This window comes from Marinomonas sp. 5E14-1 (assembly GCF_039939215.1).
GTDB lineage: Bacteria > Pseudomonadota > Gammaproteobacteria > Pseudomonadales > Marinomonadaceae > Marinomonas.
Map to the genome: position 1 here is coordinate 30,355 of NZ_JBDXMW010000015.1, position 21,676 is coordinate 52,030.

Genomic DNA, 21,676 nt, shown 5'->3' on the forward strand with positions numbered 1-21,676 from the left:
TATTGTGTGAACCTCGCGCTTCTTTCTGCTTTTATACCTACTTTCTTTTTTGTTTCTGTCACGCCCGGTATGTGCATGACTCTTGCCATGACGCTTGGTATGACGATCGGCATTAAACGCGCACTTTGGATGATGTTTGGTGAGCTTGTTGGTGTTGCTACTGTTGCTACTTTATCTGCTATTGGCGTTGCAGCTTTGCTTTTAAATTATCCGAATATTTTTCTCGTTTTAAAATACTTGGGCGGCACTTACTTGGCGTATATCGGTATTCAAATGTGGCTATCTAAAGGCAAAATGGCCATTAAAATGGAATCTGAAGAAGAGCCAGCCTCTCGTATTGATTTAATCTCGCAAGGCTTTGTAACGGCTATTGCTAACCCTAAAGGTTGGGCGTTTTTTGTGGCATTGTTACCGCCTTTTTTAGATGCGACTCAACCACTAGCTAGTCAGTTAGTCATATTGATTGGTGTGATTCTCATGCTTGAATTCAGCTGTTTACTTATCTACGCAGCGGGCGGTCGAACGCTCAAGTCTTTGCTTATGCAAAGTGGCAATGTCCGCATAATGAACCGCATTGCTGGAACGTTAATGATTGGTGTCGGAGCTTGGTTAGCAATAGGCTAGCTTTTTGAGCTTAATTGATCTAACGCTTTGCAGTGGATCGTCTTGTTCTCGCTTTTGATGTGCTGCTTGAGGGTTTCGATGCGGACTTTCTTTTACCTGTTGAGCGCTTTGAAAAAGCTTTTTTAGCAGGTGCCGGTAAATGTTTCAATGAAGCTGAAGACAAGCTTTTCGAGGCGTCTAACAATTCTATTAGATTGCTCTCTAAATGGGACATAAAGTTTTGGTAGCTCATTTCCCCAAGGTTGATTCTATTTAATGTAGATTCCCACTGAGCTGTCATGTCAGGCGTGACCAATTGGCTAGGTAAGCAGCCTACAAACGCTCGGCCTGTTTCACTAGCGTGTATTTGTTTCCCTTGTCTGATTAAGAATCCTCGTTTAAATAACAATTCAATAATGCTCGCTCTTGTGGCGTCTGTTCCCAGTCCATCCGTGTCTTTCAAAATGGCTTTTATGTCTTTATTTGTGACAAAGCGGCTAATTCCTGTCATTGCTGAAAGCAAGGTAGCATCAGTAAAAGCGGCTGGCGGCGTGGTGACTTTGTCATGAATAATTCCCTCATGACACCAAAGCGAATCGCCTTTTTGGAGTTTCGGCAATTCATTTTGTTCTTCACCGTTTTGCTCTCTTTTATTGTTCGAGCTTGATTTCTGAGGAAGCAGTGCACGCCACCCAAAAGAAATTGGTGTATTACCTTTTGCTTCGAACTGACCTCCAGCGATATTGAGTTTGATATAAGAAGCGAGGAAATCATAATCGGGATAGAACTGCATTAAATATTGGCGAGCAATAAGCCCAAATACTTGCGATTCGATTTTTCCGAGAGAGCCTGCTTTATGAGCTTGGCTAGTTGGAATGATCGCATGGTGAGCGGTAACTTGTTTGTCATTCCATGCTTTGCTGCGTATTGCTGGATTTGCATTCTCAGCACCTTGTGCAAGTTCTGTTGTGGTCTTACCTAACGAGTTTAAAATACCTTTAGCGTCTTTGTGTTGAAGGCTTGGTAAATAACGACAATCTGACCTTGGATAAGTGATCATTTGATGACGTTCATACAAGGTTTGGCAAGTATCCAAAACTTGTTGAGCAGATAACGAGAAAATCTTCGCCGCATCGATTTGAAGGCTAGATAAATTATAAGGCAAAGGAGGCGCTTGCTTCTTTTGTTTATAGCTCGCCTCAATAACATCGGCTGGTTGGTTGGTGATACGCGTTGCGACATTGACGGCTAGAGCTCGATTTAGAACGCGGTTTTCTTCATCGATATACGGTTTGCAAGCTTCACTCGGCAGCCATTTTGCTTGAAACCTTACTTTTTGATCTGTTTCTAATTGAGCCCAGACTTGGAAGTAATTTTTCGGAATAAAGTGCTCTCGTTCCTTGTCTCTCGTCGCTACAAGACCCAATACTGGCGTTTGCACTCGACCAATGGATAGAACACCTTGATAGCCAGCTTGTCGGCCTCTAATAGTATAGGCTCTGGTAAGGTTTAAACCAAATAACCAATCGGCTCTGGCTCTTGCTAAGGCTGAACGAGAAAGAGCTGCGAACTCGCTGTTTGGGCGTAAGTTGTTTAGCGCTTTTTTGACAGCGCTTGGTGTTAGGTCATTAATCAGGAGGCGTTGAGTATTTTTCAGTTTGAGCTTAGGTACTTTGGTGAAATGGATCACCTCATCAACTAATAGCTGACCTTCTCGGTCTGGGTCACCTGCATGGACAAGATGTGTTGCCTTTTTAATGAGTTTCTTTAAAACTCCTAGCTGTTTTTTTGTGTTGGTTTTTTCTTGCCATTGCCAGTCGGTTGGGATGATTGGTAGATGATCTAGGTTCCATGATTTAAAAACAGGATCATATTGATGAGGCTCAGCTTGCTCGAGCAAATGCCCAATACACCAGCTAATACAGTCTCCATTAGGCAACCAAATACAGCCGTCTTCTTTTTTCTGTGGTGATGGGAGGGCGGCCGCGATGGCGCGAGCAAGGCTTGGTTTCTCTGCAATATAAAGGATCATGAATATTCTTACTGTTTATATATACAGTAAGTGTATCGAACAAATATAATCTTGACTAGAGTGGCGTTGCTTTATTGGTCCGCTGAGAGAAATGAAAGGTACGTCTGTTTAGCTTTTTATTTTCTGATTTGTATTCACCACTATCGTATTTGTTTGGTGTGATGTACTTGAAACATTATCAAGTTGAGGGCGATCAATGTGGTTTGCAAATAAAAAGCTACTGATAGCCGATAAAAATAAGAAGCTGATGAATAGCATGCCCCAATAGTCAGAAGATTTTTTGCTGACTCTATTTTGTATGGTTGCTGGTATAAAACGCTTCGTTTTCATAATGGGTTCCTTCACCTAATGAATTTATTAAATGATAATGCATATCATTTAATAAATCTATCGATATAATATAAAAAATATTAATCCAGCAGCGGTAGTTTAATGGTTTTGAAAAATAAGCCCATGTGATTCTGGCTATGTTACAATTTGCGCTCAATTTTATGTGTAACGAATAAGAGAGTGTAAACATGTCAGAACTGTCGTTCGATTCGAATGAAGCAAAAATCGCATACGGTATTGGTCGCCAAATTGGTGATCAATTACGTGGTAGTGACCTTGGAGAATTATCTCTAACGCATCTTTTTGCTGCGATTGAAGATTCTTTGAGTCAAACTGAAATGCGCGTTCCAGGTGAAGAATTGGAAGCAGCTTTTGCAGAACTTCAGCAAAAAATGGAAGAAAAAGCTCGCGCTGGATCTGAAGAAACAGTAAAAGCAGGCGAAGCATTCCTTGCGGAAAACAAAGCAAAAGATGGCATTCAAACAACGGAAAGCGGTTTGCAGTTCGAAGTTCTTGAAGAAGGTACTGGCGCAACTCCTAGTCTTGAGTCAACGGTTCGTGTTCACTACGAAGGTCGTTTGATTGATGGTCAAGTATTCGATAGCTCAATTGCTCGTGGCGAGCCAATTGAATTCCCGCTAACTGGCGTTATTGCTGGTTGGACTGAGGGGCTTCAGTTGATGAAAGAAGGCGCGAAATATCGTCTAACAATTCCAGCTGAATTGGCTTACGGCGCACAAGGTGCAGGCGCAATGATTCAGCCTTTCTCTGTTCTACAGTTCGATGTTGAGTTAATTGCTGTTGTTTAATTAGCGATTTAGAACGAAAAAAACGAGCTTTCTAATACAGAAAAGCTCGTTTTTTTATGTCTAAAAAACAATAAATTGAACTTAAGAGCAAGGGTTAGCTAGATTTCCCGCTCCATTCGAACATGCATTTTTCCTGCTTCCAGAAAAATTTTTCCGTCAGAACGAAAGTTTTGCTTTGTGTAAAACTGCTGGGCATCGACTTGGGCATTGAGAAAAACTTTTCTGAGTCCCATTTCTCTTGCGACTTTAATGGCTCTAGTCATCAGCATTTCACCGTAGCCTTGGTGTCGATAAGCTGGCAATACTGCTAAACGCCCTAATTGACCTTCTTCTGTTAGCCGACAAGTTCCCGTTGGTACGGCTGTCGTACCAAAGGTGACAAAGTGAATGGCATCTTCATCGTGTTTATCCCATTCGTCTTTTGGGTCGATGCCTTGCTCAATAATAAAGACTTGTTTACGCACAAAAGTTATTTGGTCTTTGCTGCTGTTCCAGTCCGAAGTTAATACCTTCACTTTGTTCTCCTGTTTTTATTCTGGCACGATGAGTTCAATAACACCTTGTTGGCGAATAAAAAATCGCACTAGCGGCTCTAAGTCATTGTTTTGGCTTAAGTCTAAACCAGAAAAATCAAATTCAACCTGATCTGTAATTGCTTGAACGAATGGGGCTAATTCATTGTCCAGATTCATGCTTTCACCATTGCAGAAGACCGTCATTTGATTTTTTTTGTTATCGAGATAGTAGCAAATTCGAGCGTCGCCTGGGCGAATAAAGGTGTTACCTTGAATTGCATTGTTAAAGGCGACATCTAATTCTTGGGTGTTCAACGGCGCGAGAAATTCTGGGTACTTTGTTTCACTCATGGTTTCGCCTAGCCAGTTTGCGAGTAGATCTGGCTGGCTAATCAGGCGTGTTAGTTGAGCTTGTAGATAAGACACATCGTCTTCACTGATGTGTGAAATATGTTCCCGTGCTTCTGTTTCAGGTGCTGAGAAGCGGTCTTTGGCGTTTATTTCTTCGCATAATTTATCACGAATGCCAGTGAGAGCGTCCTGCATGCTTGGTGCACGAAAGCCAACTGAATAAGTCATGCAGTCGTCATCTAAAGCGCGTCCGTTATGGGCGAAATTCGGTGGTAAATATAAAATATCGCCGGCTTCTAGTTCCCAATCTATCTCTGGGTTTACTGGGAAATTATCTAAAATATGCAGTGAGATATTCGCAAGGGCAGAGTCTTTGTATTCCTCTGGCGCTAGAACTTGCCAGCGGCGCTTTCCAGAAACTTGAACTAAAAAAACATCATATTGATCATAATGTGGGCCAACGCTACCACCTTCTGTAGCGTAGCTGATCATCACATCGTCGAGTCGCCAGCTCGGTAAAAACTGAAATTGTTCTTTGAGTTCTTGAACTTCTGGTACCCAATGATCGACGGCTTGAACCAGCAGTGTCCATTCTTTCTCAGGCAGAGATTCAAAGTCAGACTCTCGGAATGGGCCTTGTTGTGTTTCCCAAGGTGCGTTGCCATTTTCGATAACAATACGAGATTCCACTTCTTCTTCCATTGCCAGACCAGCTAATTCATCCGCGTCTAATGGCGCTTCAAAATTGGGGAGTGCAGCACGAATTAATAATGGCTTTCTTTGCCAGTATTCATCTAAAAAAGTCTGTGCTGTCATGCCGCCAAGAATGGTTAAAGGCGTGTTCATATCTGTCATAAAGGTCTCGAAATATAGTGTCTTATAAGCGTTTTGTGGATCTTAAATAAAAAGAGCCGATGAATCGGCCCTTTTTTATTGATAACGAATTTTAGTTAAAAATCAGTCACGGATTGCTTTGGCTTGAGCAACCGCATTACCAATGTAAGTCGCTGGTGTCAGCGTCTTCAATTCGGCTTTGGCTTGCTCTGGCATGTCTAGTGTATCAACAAACGCTTCGATTGTTGCTTGGTCGATAGTGCGACCACGAGTCAATTCTTTTAGTTTCTCGTATGGCGATTCGATACCGTAGCGACGCATTACTGTTTGAATTGGCTCAGCCAAGACTTCCCATGCGGCATCCAAGTCTGCGGCTAGGCGAGGTGCATTAATTTCTAATTTACTGATGCCTTTTAGGGTCGCTTGGTAAGCTATCAAACTGTGTGCTAAGCCAACACCAAGATTACGTAGAACCGTCGAGTCGGTTAGGTCGCGCTGCCAGCGAGAAATAGGCAGCTTTGCGCTCAAATGGCCCATAATGGCATTCGCAATGCCCAAGTTACCTTCAGAGTTTTCGAAGTCAATTGGGTTGACTTTGTGCGGCATAGTAGAAGAACCGATTTCACCTGCAATGGTTTTTTGCTTGAAAAAGCCCATTGAAATGTAGCCCCAAACATCACGATCAAAGTCGATCAAGATAGTGTTGAAACGAGCAATGGCATCGTACAGTTCTGCGATGTAATCGTGTGGTTCAATTTGTGTTGTGTAAGGGTTCCAGGTTAAGCCCAAAGACGTGACAAACTTCTCAGCGTGCGCTTGCCAATCCACATCAGGGTAAGCGGAAAGGTGTGCGTTGTAGTTACCGACAGCGCCGTTGATTTTGCCTAAGAACTCTACGTTTTCGATTTGCTTAAGCTGGCGGCTGAGGCGCGCAGCGACGTTCGCCATTTCTTTACCAACGGTAGAAGGAGAGGCTGTTTGACCGTGAGTACGAGACAGCATTGGTTGCTCAGCGTGTTCAATCGCAAGATCTTGAATCGCTTTAATCACATTGTTCAGCTCTGGAGTAATGCCTTCTTCTAGTGCTTCACGCAGCATTAATGCATGTGACAAGTTGTTGATGTCTTCCGATGTGCAGGCAAAGTGAACAAATTCAGAAATAGCCGCTAATTCCGTGCTGTCAGCCATTTTGTTTTTGATGAAGTATTCCACTGCTTTTACATCGTGATTGGTTGTTTTCTCAATGTCTTTGATGGCTTGAGCATCCGCTTCACTGAAGTTGTCAGCCAATTGGTCTAATACGGCGCTTGCTTGAGTGCTAAGTGCAGGCACTTCAATGATTTGTGGGTGGCTGGCAAGCGCCTGTAGCCAGCGAACTTCTACAATCACTCGCATACGCAGCAAGCCGTATTCGCTTACAGAGCGACGTAATACGTTTGTTTTCGAGCCATAACGGCCATCGATAGGAGAGATTGCATTTAAGCTAGTTAATTCCATTGAGATAACGCCTCGAGCATGGTTTTCAGGGAGCCGCTATTATAGGCAAAAGAGGCGAGGTAATACAGGGAGTTGAGAGTGGTATGGGCATAAAAAAGCCCAGACTTCGTTTAAATGAAAATATCTAAACGTCATCTGGGCTTAGTGTTACTGAAACCTCTCTAAATCGAGAGAAGGTTTAGTCTTACAGTGTCGCTAAAGCTTGGTTGAATGTTGCGCTTGGGCGCATTACTTTTTCAACCGCGTCTAGGTCAGCATGGTAGTATCCAGATAAGCCAGCAGGCTTACCTTGTACTGCAGCCAATTCAGCAACGATTGTGTCTTCTTTCTCTGTTAGCTCTTTTGCTAATGGCGCGAATTTCGCAGCAAGATCCGCGTTGTCAGTTTGCGCCGCTAACTCTTGAGCCCAGTACATTGCTAGGTAGAAGTGGCTACCACGGTTGTCGATACCGCCAACTTTACGAGAAGGAGACTTGTTAGTATCTAGTAATTTGCCCGTTGCTTTATCTAGGCATTTCGCTAGTACTTTTGCTTTCTCGTTGTCGTTCTTGATGCCAAGCTCTTCAAAAGAAACCGCCACAGCCAAGAATTCACCAAGAGAATCCCAACGTAGGTAGTTTTCTTCTACAAGTTGCTGAACATGCTTAGGAGCAGAACCACCAGCACCTGTTTCATACATGCCGCCGCCATTTAGCATTGGAACGATAGACAACATTTTCGCAGACGTACCAAGTTCCAAGATTGGGAACAAGTCAGTTAGGTAGTCACGTAGGATGTTACCTGTTACTGAAATCGTGTCTTCGCCACGAATGATGCGTTCCATTGAGAAACGCATCGCTTCGTTGTAAGGCATGATGCGAATGTCTAGACCTGTTGTGTCGTGATCTTTTAGGTAAAGCTCTACTTTCTTACGAAGTTCGTTATCGTGAGAACGGTCTTCTTCTAACCAGAACACAGCTGGTGTGTCAGATTGACGAGCACGAGTAACGCCAAGTTTTACCCAGTCACGGATTGGAGCGTCTTTTGTTTGACATGCACGCCAGATATCGCCTTTTTCTACCGCATGCTGCATAAGAACGTTACCTTGAGCATCTACAACACGCATTGTGCCAGCTTCAGCGATTTCAAATGTTTTGTCGTGAGAACCGTATTCTTGTGCTTTTTGCGCCATCAAACCAACGTTTGGAACCGTACCCATTGTTGTTGGGTCGAATTCACCGTTTGTTTTACAGAAGTTAATAGTCTCTTGGTAGATACGAGCGTAAGTGCGATCAGGAATAACCGCTTTTGCATCATGTGCTTTGCCGTCACGGCCCCACATTTTACCAGAGTTACGGATCATCGCTGGCATAGAGGCATCAACGATTACGTCACTTGGTACGTGTAAGTTAGTGATGCCTTTGTCGGAATCAACCATCGCCAATTCTGGACGCGTGTTGTAAACATCTTGAATCGCTTGTTTGATTTCTTCTTGTTTTGCTTCAGGAAGCGTTTGGATCTTGTCGTATACGCTGCCTAAACCATTGTTTGGGTTAACGCCGATTTCTTTAAACAATTCGCCGTATTTTTCGAATACGTCTTTGTAGAAAACCGTCACAGCATGACCGAATACGATTGGGTGAGACACCTTCATCATGGTTGCTTTCAAATGCACAGACCACATGATGTTGTCTTCTTTCGCTTCTTGCATAGACGCTTCAAAGAATGCGCGTAATTTCGTGCAGCTGATGTTCATGCTGTCTAAGATTTCGCCTTCAAGAAGAGGAAGCGATTTCTTCAGTTCAACAGAGCCGTCTTTTTTGACGAATTCAATGTTCACGGTTTGAGCCGAATCCATAGTCACGGATTGCTCAGAAGAGTAGAAGTCTCCATCACGCATGTGATCTACATGAGAGATAGACGTTTTTTTCCATTTGCCCATTGAATGAGGGTTCTTACGAGCAAAACCTTTAACTGCTGCTGGTGCGCGACGGTCAGAGTTACCTTGACGTAGAACTGGGTTCACCGCACTACCAAGTACTTTTGCATAACGCGCTTGGATGTCTTTTTCTTCGTTAGTTGTTGGGTTTTCTGGGTACTCAGGAAGCCCGTAACCTTGTGCGTTTAGTTCTTTGATTGCCGCATTAAGCTGAGGCAAAGAAGCACTGATGTTAGGCAGCTTTACGATGTTTGCTTCAGGAGAGGCTGTTAAGTCACCTAAGAATTGAAGGCCATCTTCTACTTGCTTATCGGCAGGAAGAAGGTCAGAGAAGCCTGACAAAATACGGCTTGCTAAAGAGATATCAGTGAGTTGTAGTTCGATATCTGCTTCTTTTGCAAAAGCGCCAAAGATAGGAAGCAAAGAAGACGTCGCTAATGCTGGTGCTTCATCAGTCAACGTGTAGTAAATAGTTTGTTTTGACATGTAATTCCCCTAACGTTTCAGACTGCTTAAATAGACAGTCCATTGAATCTAAGGTGACTTTTAGCCGCCATTCCCTAGGTTTTAACTGGTTGTGCATAAAATCTTGCACAGGTTAAAAATTTGTTCAACATAGTACCTAAAAAACCAAGGTAGAGATATTGGCTCTAAGATATACTCAAAATTGATTTCAGTTATCCTATGGATTTGTTCTCTCTAGCCTAGCTAAAATACGTGATTAGCTACGAGATTCTAGTGCTTTTAATAGTGTCTTTCTTTTAAAAATCAAATGCCAGCGTTTACCACCTAGCTGACGCCACAACATAGCGGCGCGAATACCAGACATTAAAAGAGTGCGAACTTGATTAGCAATGTGTGGCTGTTGTAAAAAGCGACTATCGCCTTGTACCTGGATACGGAAAGGCAAAGTGCTTAGTGTTTCTTGATACATGCCTGAAATAGCAGCAATGATGTTTTCGTGAAGTAGGCTATCGTAATGGGCTTTCTTTTGCTCTATTTGAGAAATCTTTTCGCCAATAGTGGACAGCATTTGTGGTGTTTTAGCGAGCTTGCTTTCAAGGTGGACTAAGCTGAGAGCGTATCGCAATGTATCAGGGTTCACGCTACTGCGATCTTTGCTTAATGCTTTTCTAGTGACGTTACGACCAAGTGATAAATTGCTCTGGCAATCCCACTGTCCACCATAGATATCTTCAGTGGAAGGTGCGTTGACGAGCAAGATACTCTCGATCATGGGTTGTAAAGAGGCATTATCGACCTTTCCTGTCTTAGCTAAAATCGCCACCAATTCTGCTGCTTGAAACACAGCAGAGAGTGCAATAGTTTGTTCTTTTTCTTTGCTAGTCACGTGATATGTTCTCTATTTATTAAAGGCGATGTTGATGATGCCGCCACCTAAACACAATTCATTTTGATAAAAAACAATGGATTGTCCTGGGGTAATGGCTCTTTGTGGTTCAACAAAAGATACTTCAATTTGGCCTTTTTCATTCAGATATACAGTACATTCTTGATCTGGCTGGCGATAGCGACATTTCGCTGTGCAAGTCATAGGCAAACTTGGCGTTTGACGTGCAACCCAATCAAAGTTCTCTGCAATTAAATGTGTTTTATAAAGTGATTCATGTTGGCCTCCTTGAGTAACAATAAGCACATTGCGCTTGAGGTCTTTTTCTACCACGTACCAAGGATCATCAGAGTAATTCGCCAAGCCACCAATGCCCAGCCCCTGACGCTGGCCGATAGTGTGATACATCAAGCCATGGTGACGAGCAATCACATCACCTTCAAGTGTTTCTATGTTGCCCGGTTGAGCAGGCAGATATTGCTCCAAGAAGTCTTTAAAGCGACGTTCTCCAATGAAACAAATGCCTGTGCTGTCTTTTTTGTTATGCGTGACGAGACCAAACTCTTCTGCGAGGCGGCGTACTTCGGGTTTTTCCAATTCGCCCACAGGGAAAAGTGTTTTGGCTATTTCGTTTTTCCCTACTGCATAAAGGAAATAACTTTGGTCTTTATTGCCATCTAAACCTTTTAATAAAAGAGGCTCGCCATCTTTTTCACCACGGCGTACATAGTGACCGGTAGCGATATAATCGGCACCTAATGCTAAGGCGTATTCTAAAAAGGCTTTGAATTTAATTTCTTTGTTACACAGAATGTCAGGATTTGGTGTTCGGCCGGCTTTGTATTCTTCTAAAAAGTGCTCGAATACATTGTCCCAATATTCGGCTGCAAAATTTGCTGTATGAAGCTTTATGCCAAGTTTGTCAGATACCGCTTGGGCATCAGCAAGGTCTTCTTTAGCGGTACAATATTCTGTGCCGTCGTCTTCGTCCCAGTTTTTCATGAACAAACCTTCGACCTGATAACCCTGCTGCATCAGAATCAAGGCAGATACAGAGGAATCAACACCTCCTGACATGCCTACAATGACTTTTTGTGTATTATTTACGTTCTTTGCAGCACTGCTTTCTTTCATGACCAATGGTTACTCATAAGACGGTTTGGTAAAACGAAGAGGCTGGGGAAGGTACGAACAAGTCCACTTGCTTCAGCGTGTGGATAAATCTTTATTATTCGAGGCAAGCTTCGCAGTCCAATATTGAACATATTGTCAAGAAGCTTAACAAAGAATAAAAAGAGTTTAGCCCACGCCCTCCGCGTCTTTCAGAGAAACAGCCTCTCTGTGTTAAGAGTGATTGAAAGGTATTAACATTCCTGCTCACTCTTGCCTTGATAGACGGTTTCTCTGATAAGACTGAAGTTTAGAAGACTTAATCGCACCTTCCCTAGGCCTCAGATAAATGTAATTGCCATTATTGTATCACTTTCTCTTTATGGATAGGTCTAAGAAACTCATCAGAGATAAAGGATAAAGGTAATATGGGGTTGCGAAGTGAATCTTCAATGCATGCTTTAATTAATGGGCTACGATGAGGCAAAGTCATAATTTCATCTTGTGTTAGCCAATGACTAGAGTCTATGTCTGGATCAAGTGTTTTGTTTGCTTCTTCTATTGGTTCGCAAATGAAGCAAAGTCGATGATAGGTATCGGCTCCTTCAAATGGTGTAAAACTGTATAAACCAAGCAAACCGATAGGTTTCACTCTCCAGCCAGATTCTTCTAACGTTTCTCTTACAACCGCCTCTATTGCACTTTCATTATTTTCTATGTGACCGGCGGGTTGGTTGAGTACCAGTTGTTTGTCTTGCCACTCTTTCACCATTAGATATTTTGTTGGTTGATTTTGAATGTCTTGTTTGACTAGGGCGGCGACGGTGAGATGAGGTAGTCTTTCTCTTTCTTTGTTGTTCAAATTCAATTACCTGTTGAGTAAGTTTTGCAGTTGGTTCTATGTATTGCCACTCACCAACGGCGATATTATCTAACGTGTAAGGCCCAATAGCATAGCGTATTAAACGTAAAGTGGGGAAGCCGACGGCGGCTGTCATACGGCGTACTTGGCGGTTTCTTCCCTCATGAATTTGCAGTGCAATCCAACTAGTCGGAATGCTTTCTCTGTGTCTGACTGGTGGTGTTCTCGGCCAGATTTTAGGTTCTGCTATATGCTCTGCTTGAGCTGGTTTAGTTAAACCATCTTTGAGCTCGACACCTTGCCTTAGTTGATTAAGTGCCTCGTCAGATATATCTCCTTCCACTTGCACCCAGTATGTTTTGGGCATTTTAAAAGTCGGAGAAGCAATAAGGTGTTGGAGTGCTCCTTGGTTAGCGAGTAACAATAATCCTTCAGAGTCATAATCCAAACGCCCAGCAGGATAAAAATTAGGCGCTTTTATATAGGTGGCTAGTGTTTCTTTATCACCTTCTTGTGAGAACTGGCTAAGAACTTTAAAAGGTTTATTAAGCAAGATTAGATTGGAAGACATGCGTATAAGCTACGATCAAGTGTGTTCGTTTAATTAGGTGTTGCTGATATCAAAATACCAAACTAAGACACCTTACCCTTCGTGTTGGAAGGGTAAGGTAACAAATTCGAGTTTGGATAGCGATGAGGCTATTTGTTTACAGTAGTATTTTTATGCCGGTTGGCTGCTTTGTGTGGAAGGCTCCTCTGTTAGGCTGATCACCGGATTAATTGCTATGGCGTGTAAGCCTCGTTCTCCAGGTTCAACGCTAAAGGTAACTGTTTGGCCTGCTTTTAAAGTTTTATAGCCTTCTACATTGATCGCTGAATAATGAATGAATAAATCTTCATTAAAATCTTCCGATACGATAAAGCCATAGCCTTTAGCATTGTTAAACCACTTCACTGAGCCTTGATGCATTGAGTCACTCCTTATCCACTCTAATCGCTGTAAAGCGTTTAATTTCTATTAATTTGAGCTATTAATATGAGAATTTCACTCATAAAGATTGATTGAACATATGATAGTCCCAATAATGAAGGTAGAAGTCCTTTTGGAATTTGTAAAATCTAAGTGGTAGTCTGTAATACAAAATACGACGTATAAGCAGTAATGAGTCAAATTTGACGTATTACGTGAAGAATTTTAGCCTCAGAGGCATGGGATGATTGTAAATCAACAAATTAGATTAGTATCAGAAGATGACGAGCAACGTGGCAACACGAATATTGCGATTGCTCCAGAGGAAACAGAGTTAAAACCACCTTCCATGTATCAGGTGGTATTATTTAACGATGATTATACGCCAATGGATTTTGTCGTATTTGTTCTACAGCGTTTTTTTTCGATGGATGGGGAGAAGGCTAATCAGGTAATGTTAGAAGTGCATCAAAAAGGAAAAGGCGTTTGCGGTGTTTATCCTTTTGATATAGCAGAAACGAAAGTAGCAATGGTACAGCAATTTGTGGAACAGAATGAGCACCCTTTAATGTGTGACTTGGAAAAAGTCGACTGATTCAGAGTGAGGGAATAGCAATGTTAGATAAAGAACTAGAGCAAACCCTAAACACAGCTTTTAAAGCGGCGCGTGACAAACGCCATGAATTCATGACGGTAGAGCATTTACTATTAGCTCTGATCAATAACGACGCTGCCTCAAGCGTCCTTCAAGCGTGCGGTGTAAACTTAGATGTTCTAAGTAAGGAATTGGAAGATTTTGTAAACAGTACAACACCCTTAATTCCTGAAGACGACGAAGAGCGTGAAGTGCAGCCAACGCTTGGTTTTCAACGTGTTTTACAGCGTGCTGTTTTTCATGTGCAGTCGTCTGGTAAACGAGAAGTGACGGGCGCCAATGTGCTGGTGGCGATTTTCAGCGAGCAAGAAAGTCAAACAGTTTACTTGCTAAAACGTCACGGCGTGGCACGTATTGATGTGGTGAATTACGTTGCTCACGGTATTTCTAAAACAGGCGATGCTTCCCAAGAAGCCGAGCAAGATGAAGACGCAGAAGATACTAATACAGCGCCTTTGCAAAAGTTTGCAACTAACCTTAACGAAGAAGCGAAAGCTGGAAGAATCGACAAATTGATTGGTCGTGAATACGAAGTAGAACGAGTAATACAAACACTTTCTCGTCGTCGTAAGAATAATCCATTGTTGGTAGGTGAGTCTGGAGTAGGTAAAACGGCCATCGCTGAAGGTTTGGCTAAGCGCATTATTGATGGGCAAGTGCCGGATGTGATCTCTGATGGCGTGGTTTACTCCTTGGATCTTGGTGCTTTATTGGCAGGTACAAAATACCGCGGTGATTTCGAGAAGCGCTTAAAGCAGTTGTTGGGTGAATTGAAAAAAATGCCCAATGCCATTTTGTTTATTGATGAGATTCACACCATTATTGGTGCTGGCGCGGCATCAGGTGGCGTAATGGATGCTTCTAATTTATTGAAACCTGTGCTGAGCTCCGGTGGCTTGCGCTGTATTGGTTCGACGACTTTCCAAGAGTTTCGAGGTGTATTTGAAAAAGATCACGCCTTGGCTCGTCGCTTCCAGAAAATTGATGTGAATGAGCCAAGTGTTGATGATACTTATCAGATTTTAAAAGGCATCATTGGTGCGTTTGAAGAGCATCATCAAATCAAATATGAAGAGCCGGCCTTATTAGCGGCAGCAGAGCTTGCTCAGCGTTACGTGACAGATCGTCATATGCCAGACAAAGCGATTGATGTGGTTGATGAAGCAGGAGCTTATCAGCGCCTACAGCCAGAGGACGTTCGTAAGTCAGTTATCACGGTTCAAGAGATTGAAGATATCGTTTCTAAGATCGCCAGAGTGCCAGTTCGAGCGGTTAATTCTGATGACCGAAAAGTTCTGTCCAATCTTGAGCGCAATCTGAAAATGGTAGTGTTTGGTCAAGATGACGCTATCGATTCCCTTTCTGCTGCGATCAAACTGTCTCGTGCAGGCTTAAAAGCAGAGCAAAAACCCATAGGCTCTTTTTTAATGGCTGGGCCGACAGGTGTTGGTAAAACAGAAGTGACGAAACAGCTTGCTAAGCAGTTAGGCTTGGAGTTGATTCGTTTTGATATGTCTGAATATATGGAGCGCCACGCGGTATCTCGTTTGATTGGTGCGCCACCAGGTTATGTTGGTTTTGATCAAGGCGGCTTGTTAACCGAGGCTGTGACTAAGAATCCTCACAGTGTCGTTTTACTTGATGAAATAGAAAAAGCACATCCCGAAGTCTTTAATTTGCTGCTGCAGGTTATGGATCACGGTACCTTGACGGATAACAATGGTCGTAAGGCGGATTTTCGTAATGTGATCTTGGTAATGACGTCCAACGCTGGAGCAGAGGAGTTAGCTCGTCGCTCGATTGGTTTCTCAAATCAGGATAATTCAACTGATGGTATGGAGGTGATCAATCGTACCTTTACACCAGAGTTTAGAAATCGCCTTGATGCTGTGATTCAATTCCAGCAACTTGATGAGCGTATTATCTTTAGTGTGGTGGATAAGTTCTTGGTTGAGTTGCAGGTTCAGTTAGATCCTAAAGGCGTTATGCTGGAAGTATCTGACACAGCAAGGGGATGGTTGGCTAATAAGGGTTACGATCGCCAGATGGGCGCTCGTCCAATGGCTCGAGTGATTCAAGAGCATTTGAAAAAACCATTAGCAGATCAAATCTTATTCGGTGATTTACATGATGGCGGTCATGTTAAAGTGTCGCTGGATGAGAAAAGTGATGAGCTGAAATTCGAAGTAATAAAAGAAGCTGTGGTTCATTAAGTAATAATATCACCGCTGAACATAAAAAAACCGGACAATTCAGTAAGATGAAATGTCCGGTTTTTTTATGTTTTCAATTTAGATGTTTGCTGCTGGTTTAGCGTAACTACTAAATTAACGAGCTCGGTAAACGATACGGCCTTTCGTAAGATCGTAAGGTGTTAACTCAACTTTTACTTTATCGCCAGTCAAAATACGGATGTAGTTTTTACGCATTTTTCCAGAAATATGAGCAATTACAACGTGTCCGTTTTCTAGTTCGACACGGAACATGGTGTTAGGCAACGTATCAATGATAGTGCCTTCCATTTCTAAACCTTCTTCTTTTGCCACAATATGTGTCCTATGGTGTTAACTTGTATATTTAGTAGACGCCGACCATGGATTACTCGAAGGTCTACAGGAAAAGAAATTCATGTTTTTCTTATCCAATTGAGCGCTAAATTTACTAATCATAAAGTTTAATTTAGCGACGTCTGAATTTTGATCGAGCATATTTTGCCTAAAAAAGCATCGTAAGGCAAACTTAGTTGTTGGGTTTTCTTGTCTCTTTTCTGGTTAAATTGTCCATTTCTCTGTTTTTTGACCAAGCGTTATAAGCTCTGAATTGGTATGAGTGTTGGGTGTAAGCTGCTGTAAAATTTCTACAAAATTCTTTCTTGGCATTAATTTAGCGCCAAGAGATAGCAGATGTTCAGATTCAACTTGGCAGTCTATTAATTCAATGTCGCATTTCTGAGCTAGCTCACAGAAGGTTCTTAAAGCAATTTTTGATGCATTCGGTGCAAGTGAGAACATTGATTCACCGAAAAATACTCTTCCTATTGCGACGCCGTAAAATCCGCCTACCAATGTGTTGTCCTGCCATATTTCAATAGAATGGGCATAACCAAGGTGGTGAAGTTCAGAATAAGCGGTTTTTATGTCTTCTGATATCCAGGTTCCTTCCTTATCTGCCCGTAAAGAAGAGCAGTGACCAATTACGGTTTCAAAGGCTTTATTAACAGAAAATTGCCAGTTGCCTTTTTTAACCGCCTTTTTTAAGGATTTCGAAAAATGGAATTGTTTAGGAGTAAGTACGCACCTTTGTTCAGGGTGCCACCACAAAATAGGATCTGGGTCGCTGAACCAAGGAAAAAAGCCTTTACTGTAAAGGTGTATTAAGCGTGTTGACGATAAATCACCACCTATAGCAGATAACCCCTCTGGATCTTGTAATGCCTTATGTGGAAGTGGTGTGTCGTAAGGCGATTCAGTTAGCAATATTAGTTCTGGTTGATTATCTTCTGAAGGTGCTTGCACTGAAGTGGGTTCCTAAAGCTAGTTTGGGATCAATGACGTGTTTTTTTAGGTGAAATAAAAACTCAGGAAAATTATACAAAAAAACTAAAGATATTTATTTATATTCCGATATATCAATTAAGCAAGAAAAGGTGCTGAGCTTGCAATAAATTGACACATTATCAAGATGGATTCTCGTGATTGTGTAGGAATAAATCAAGGGAATGACTTTTTTTTACTTTTATTGAGTGTTTTTCGATCAGAAGGGAGCATAAAATGAAAAAAAAAAGAAAAAAAGCGCAAGGAACGCTTGACCAGTACCTTGAAACTTGGTTTTAATCGATACAGTCCTAAACTGAAATTTGAAGTGACCTTAGAGTTACTACATTAGGAACTGCAGAATAACTAGCTTTTTTGGCATTTGTCACAAAAGTGAAACTGATTGGTTTTAAGATACATGAGTCGTTGATTTAACAACGTTTCTTAGGTTGACAGAAACTTATCAAATCGGTCTACAAGGCCACATAATATAATATAAAGGGGAATCTTGAATGAAAGCTATTAAACTTGCTTCTGTATTTGCAGTATCTGCTGTTGCAGCTGCTGTTTCTACTACTACTATGGCTGCTGAAGCTGTTTTTTCTGGTACAGCGGGTATTGAGTACACTACAACTGATAAAGCTGATACTGTTGACGGTACTGATCTTAGTGAAATCGAGCTAGCAGTTGACACTGGTGTTGTTTACGCTGAGCTTGAAATCGCTGGTACACAAGATGATGAAAACGTTGATATCGGCCTTGAAAAAATTTACGTAAAACAAGGCGCTGTTTCTTTTGGTCGCTTTGATGGTTCTGTTTCAACAGGCGCTTTCATGGGTGCTCTTGATGAGCAGTTTGGTGGTGTAGATCTGACAACTACTGGTGACACTGATGATGCAGGTGTTCGCTACAAAGTTACTCCTGAATTTACTGTTGCTGTAGAAGCAACAGATTCTACTGATACTGAAGATTCTGATATCGGTGTTGCTGCTTCATATGTAACTAGCTTTGACAGCTTTAAAGTAGGTATTTCTGGTGGTTCTGTTGGTGATGCAAACTCAGTTAACGTTGGTGTTGCAACGACTGCTGGCCCACTTACACTTTCTCTTGACTATGGTGTTGGTGCATCTGGTGCTGAAGGTGAGACAGATATTGAGCGTTTAACTACTACCGCTACTTTTGCAGCTACTGAAGCATTATCTTTCGCAATTGAAGTCGTAAGTGATTTAGAAGCAGAGCAGAGTGGTTCTTACTTTATCGCTCAATACGCTGTAGGTGACTTGACTTACTATGTAAACGGCTACCGTGGCGCTCTTAATGATGTTGACTCAACAAATGTTGGTGTAGAAGCATCGTTCTAAGATCTTTCTATTATTAGAAATGTTTACTTAGTGTAAAAGCGAAAGCCAGCCCTTTGGGTTGGCTTTTTTTATGGTAAGCTTGACGAAATTGTCACTCTGTTTTTTTTAGAGTATGTATTTTTTCGGGTTAGCATAAAATAGGAAGGCGTGTTTTGTCAGAAAAAGCGAGTGAGTCTGGACACTCACCAATATGGAATATGTTTGCTAAACAAGCGGCGTTTATTGCAGCGCTCTTGTGTTTATTTTTTTTGGGGTTAGCAACTTACACCTATAACCCAAACGATGCCGGCTGGTTTTATTCTGGCAACGGCCAAGCGATCCAAAACTCCATGGGGCCAATTGGTGCGACGATTGCTGATTTAATGTCTGGCTTTTTTGGATCTTTATTTTACTCCCTGCCTCCTTTGTTTTTTTGGGTTGCCATTATTTTATGGCGCAATCCACACTCCCTTCTCCCTATTAATAATGCCTTGCTCTGTACGTTGGGCAGTATTTTGTATTTATCTTTTGGTTCTGTACTGTGCTTTTTGCACACAATGGGAGACTCGACCCTTCAGTATGGTGCAGGAGGGGTTTTAGGTTTAGGTTTAGGTAAATTGTTATATGGCTTTATTGGTTATGATGGCGCAACGCTGGTTAGCTTAGCTTTAGTGGTTTTGGCCTTTACCTTATTATCTCAGCTACATTGGCTGAGTTTAATGGATCGCTTAGGAGAAACTCTTTTTAGGTTTGGACTGTTTTTTCGTGAAAAGCACCTTAATCGTCAAGAAGTGAAAGCTAATAAAGAATCAGGTGTTGCTGACATATTTCTTGATTCTGAAGAGGTTGAAGAGCCGGCTATTTTGCGAAAAAGAAGAAAACAAAAGGCAGATATTAAAGTGCAAGATAATGATGATGTCTTGTTAGGTTCTCAAGTTGAGGAAGCTCAGTTAGAGCTTAATACATCAGAGCAGTTGGCCGTTGAGCAAGAAGAAATTGAAGCGTCTAAATTTCGACTATCTTCTTTGTTTTCAAGAGCTAAACCTTCAAAATCTAAAAATGAAACAACAGAGAAAAAGTCTGTCGTTCATGAAGAGCCAGACTTTGGCAGTTTAGACAGTTTGTCGTTTGACGAGCCAGACATCAACTTTGGCGACACTCTGTATATTGAAGAGTCATGGTCTGATTCTAATGCAGACCATTCAGGCGCAACGCCAGATGCGAAATCAGATGAAATAGAACCCAAAGCTACAGAGTCGGAATCAGCGACTATTACAACAGAGCAAGCGGATGCGGCTTTGTTCGGTGACGAGGCGGCGCCTTCAGGTTCTGCTGCGCCTTCGGCTCCTGCTGCGCATAAGCCAGCTTTTCGTACTTTGTCTGAAGCTAGGCAGTTGGATTCACTTGGCGGGCCTTCTTCCAACGATGTTGAAAGTAAGTCTGATCAAAAAGCCTATTCGTTGCCAAGCCGAGAAGTATTAACTAAGCCTAAACCGAAAAAAGGTGGCTACACTGAAGATGAGTTGTTGGCCTTGTCTGAACTTCTTGAACAACGTCTGCAAGACTTTGGCGTCAAGGCAGAAGTGGTAGAAGTGAACCCAGGCCCCGTCATTACACGCTTTGAGATACAACCAGCACCAGGTGTTAAGGTGTCTCGTATTACCAATTTAGCGAAAGACCTTGCGCGTTCTTTAAGTGTCATGAGTGTTCGTGTTGTGGAAGTTATCGCTGGGAAATCCACAATCGGTATAGAAATTCCAAATCAAGTTCGCGACACAGTGTACTTTTCCGAAGTAATTAACTGCGACGGATATGATCACTCATCTTCGCCGTTAACCTTGTCTTTAGGGCATGATATTTCGGGTGAGCCAGTTGTTGTCGACTTAGCGAAAATGCCTCATGTCTTGGTTGCAGGTACAACAGGTTCTGGTAAATCGGTTGGTGTGAATGCGATGATTCTCAGTATGTTGCTGAAATCGACACCAGACGAAGTGCGTATGATCATGGTTGACCCTAAGATGCTTGAACTTTCTATTTATGAAGGCATTCCACATTTGTTGACGCCAGTTATTACTGATATGAAGGATGCTGCGAATGGTTTGCGCTGGTCTGTGGATGAAATGGAGCGTCGTTATAAGCTGATGTCCAAGTTGGGTGTGCGTAATATTGCAGGCTATAACAAAAAAGTACGTGACGCTATTGAAGCGGGTAAGCCAATTGAAGATCCTTTATGGCAGCCTGAAATGGCGATGTTCTCTGAAGACGGTGTGGCGCGTACCGTACCGCACCTAGAGCCTCTTCCTTACATTGTGATTGTTGTCGACGAGTTTGCAGACATGATGATGATAGTCGGCAAAAAAGTGGAAGAGTTGATTGCACGTATTGCCCAAAAAGCTCGTGCCGCCGGTATTCATTTGATCTTGGCGACACAGCGACCTTCTGTGGACGTTATTACTGGCTTGATTAAAGCCAATATTCCGACGCGTATGGCGTTTCAAGTATCATCAAAAATCGACTCTCGTACCATCTTGGATCAAGGTGGTGCAGATCAGCTCTTAGGAATGGGGGATATGTTATATCTTCCAGCGGGTCTGCCAACGCCGATCCGTGTTCATGGTGCTTTTGTTTCTGATGAAGAAGTGCATGCGGTTGTGGAAGAATGGAAGCAAAGAGGTGAGCCAGAGTACATTGAAGACGTTGTGGTGAACCCAGAAGACTTAATGTCTGGTGGTGACAGTGAAGACAAGGATGCACTTTATGACGAAGCCGTGAAAATTGTTATTGAAACGCGTAAAGCTTCTATTTCCTCTATTCAACGCCGTCTCAAAATAGGGTACAACAGAGCGGCCAACTTGGTGGAAGCAATGGAAGCGGCTGGCTTAGTTGGGCCAATGGGCACTAATGGTCAGCGAGATATTTTGATTCCAGAATAATTATTTTACCTTCCTGTTTTACTGGAAGTGTTT

At 42.3% G+C, this 21,676-nt stretch carries 19 protein-coding genes; 6 read left to right on the top strand and 13 right to left on the bottom strand.

Annotated features, from left to right (window positions below):
• The first annotated feature begins 6 nt into the window (after positions 1-6).
• Positions 7-624 carry a LysE family translocator gene (locus tag ABFY09_RS12995; RefSeq protein ID WP_347984741.1) on the top strand — a complete coding sequence of 206 codons (618 nt, stop codon included), beginning with the start codon at positions 7-9 and terminating at the stop codon, positions 622-624.
• A gap of 19 nt (positions 625-643) precedes the next feature.
• Here ABFY09_RS12995 and ABFY09_RS13000 read toward each other — a convergent pair whose 3' ends face one another.
• Together ABFY09_RS13000 and ABFY09_RS13005 are read right to left on the bottom strand one after the other, a co-directional pair.
• Positions 644-2,635, bottom strand: a complete 1,992-nt coding sequence (locus ABFY09_RS13000; RefSeq protein WP_347984742.1) for a DNA topoisomerase III — start codon at positions 2,633-2,635, stop codon at positions 644-646.
• Between the two features lie 108 nt (positions 2,636-2,743).
• Positions 2,744-2,965 (bottom strand): hypothetical protein, encoded by a 222-nt coding sequence (locus tag ABFY09_RS13005; protein WP_347984743.1) that lies wholly within the window; start codon positions 2,963-2,965, stop codon positions 2,744-2,746.
• A 188-nt stretch (positions 2,966-3,153) separates the two neighbouring features.
• Here ABFY09_RS13005 and ABFY09_RS13010 point away from each other — a divergent pair, with 188 nt between their 5' ends.
• On the top strand, positions 3,154-3,774 hold the full coding sequence (locus ABFY09_RS13010; RefSeq protein WP_347984744.1) for an FKBP-type peptidyl-prolyl cis-trans isomerase: 621 nt from the start codon (positions 3,154-3,156) through the stop codon (positions 3,772-3,774).
• Between the two features lie 98 nt (positions 3,775-3,872).
• On the opposite strand, the gene ABFY09_RS13015 is transcribed toward ABFY09_RS13010, so the two are convergent.
• The 9 genes from ABFY09_RS13015 to ABFY09_RS13055 form a co-directional block, all read right to left on the bottom strand.
• Positions 3,873-4,289, bottom strand: a complete 417-nt coding sequence (locus ABFY09_RS13015) for a GNAT family N-acetyltransferase (RefSeq protein ID WP_347984745.1) — start codon at positions 4,287-4,289, stop codon at positions 3,873-3,875.
• Between the two features lie 15 nt (positions 4,290-4,304).
• A complete protein-coding gene (locus ABFY09_RS13020) occupies positions 4,305-5,495 on the bottom strand; it encodes a cupin domain-containing protein (RefSeq protein WP_347984746.1) in 1,191 nt (396 codons plus the stop codon).
• A gap of 102 nt (positions 5,496-5,597) precedes the next feature.
• Positions 5,598-6,971, bottom strand: a complete 1,374-nt coding sequence (gene purB, locus ABFY09_RS13025; RefSeq protein ID WP_347984747.1) for an adenylosuccinate lyase — start codon at positions 6,969-6,971, stop codon at positions 5,598-5,600.
• A gap of 184 nt (positions 6,972-7,155) precedes the next feature.
• Positions 7,156-9,375 (bottom strand): NADP-dependent isocitrate dehydrogenase, encoded by a 2,220-nt coding sequence (locus ABFY09_RS13030; protein ID WP_347984748.1) that lies wholly within the window; start codon positions 9,373-9,375, stop codon positions 7,156-7,158.
• 235 nt (positions 9,376-9,610) lie between these two features.
• A complete protein-coding gene (gene hflD, locus ABFY09_RS13035) occupies positions 9,611-10,240 on the bottom strand; it encodes a high frequency lysogenization protein HflD (protein ID WP_347984749.1) in 630 nt (209 codons plus the stop codon).
• Between the two features lie 12 nt (positions 10,241-10,252).
• Positions 10,253-11,374: a tRNA 2-thiouridine(34) synthase MnmA gene (gene mnmA, locus ABFY09_RS13040; protein WP_347984750.1), complete on the bottom strand. Its 1,122-nt coding sequence runs from the start codon at positions 11,372-11,374 to the stop codon at positions 10,253-10,255.
• Positions 11,375-11,711: 337 nt separating this feature from the next.
• Positions 11,712-12,122 (bottom strand): NUDIX domain-containing protein, encoded by a 411-nt coding sequence (locus ABFY09_RS13045; protein WP_347984751.1) that lies wholly within the window; start codon positions 12,120-12,122, stop codon positions 11,712-11,714.
• Positions 12,058-12,783, bottom strand: coding sequence for a pseudouridine synthase (locus ABFY09_RS13050; protein ID WP_347984752.1), 726 nt, complete (start codon positions 12,781-12,783; stop codon positions 12,058-12,060). The genes ABFY09_RS13045 and ABFY09_RS13050 overlap by 65 nt, the downstream gene beginning before the upstream one ends.
• A gap of 150 nt (positions 12,784-12,933) precedes the next feature.
• Positions 12,934-13,182 carry a cold shock domain-containing protein gene (locus tag ABFY09_RS13055; RefSeq protein ID WP_347984753.1) on the bottom strand — a complete coding sequence of 83 codons (249 nt, stop codon included), beginning with the start codon at positions 13,180-13,182 and terminating at the stop codon, positions 12,934-12,936.
• Positions 13,183-13,426: 244 nt separating this feature from the next.
• Here ABFY09_RS13055 and clpS point away from each other — a divergent pair, with 244 nt between their 5' ends.
• On the top strand, positions 13,427-13,777 hold the full coding sequence (gene clpS / locus ABFY09_RS13060; protein WP_347984754.1) for an ATP-dependent Clp protease adapter ClpS: 351 nt from the start codon (positions 13,427-13,429) through the stop codon (positions 13,775-13,777).
• Between the two features lie 20 nt (positions 13,778-13,797).
• On the top strand, positions 13,798-16,050 hold the full coding sequence (gene clpA, locus ABFY09_RS13065; protein WP_347984755.1) for an ATP-dependent Clp protease ATP-binding subunit ClpA: 2,253 nt from the start codon (positions 13,798-13,800) through the stop codon (positions 16,048-16,050).
• 114 nt (positions 16,051-16,164) lie between these two features.
• Here the strand turns inward: clpA and infA are convergent, their stop codons facing one another.
• Both infA and aat read right to left on the bottom strand, forming a co-directional pair.
• Positions 16,165-16,383 (bottom strand): translation initiation factor IF-1, encoded by a 219-nt coding sequence (infA, locus tag ABFY09_RS13070; protein ID WP_148831492.1) that lies wholly within the window; start codon positions 16,381-16,383, stop codon positions 16,165-16,167.
• A 225-nt stretch (positions 16,384-16,608) separates the two neighbouring features.
• Positions 16,609-17,352, bottom strand: a complete 744-nt coding sequence (gene aat, locus ABFY09_RS13075; RefSeq protein ID WP_347984756.1) for a leucyl/phenylalanyl-tRNA--protein transferase — start codon at positions 17,350-17,352, stop codon at positions 16,609-16,611.
• A 530-nt stretch (positions 17,353-17,882) separates the two neighbouring features.
• Here aat and ABFY09_RS13080 point away from each other — a divergent pair.
• Entirely contained in the window at positions 17,883-18,731 is an 849-nt protein-coding gene (locus tag ABFY09_RS13080; RefSeq protein WP_347984757.1) for a hypothetical protein, read from the top strand.
• Between the two features lie 152 nt (positions 18,732-18,883).
• On the top strand, positions 18,884-21,643 hold the full coding sequence (locus ABFY09_RS13085) for a DNA translocase FtsK 4TM domain-containing protein (RefSeq protein ID WP_347984758.1): 2,760 nt from the start codon (positions 18,884-18,886) through the stop codon (positions 21,641-21,643).
• The last annotated feature ends 33 nt before the right edge of the window (positions 21,644-21,676 follow it).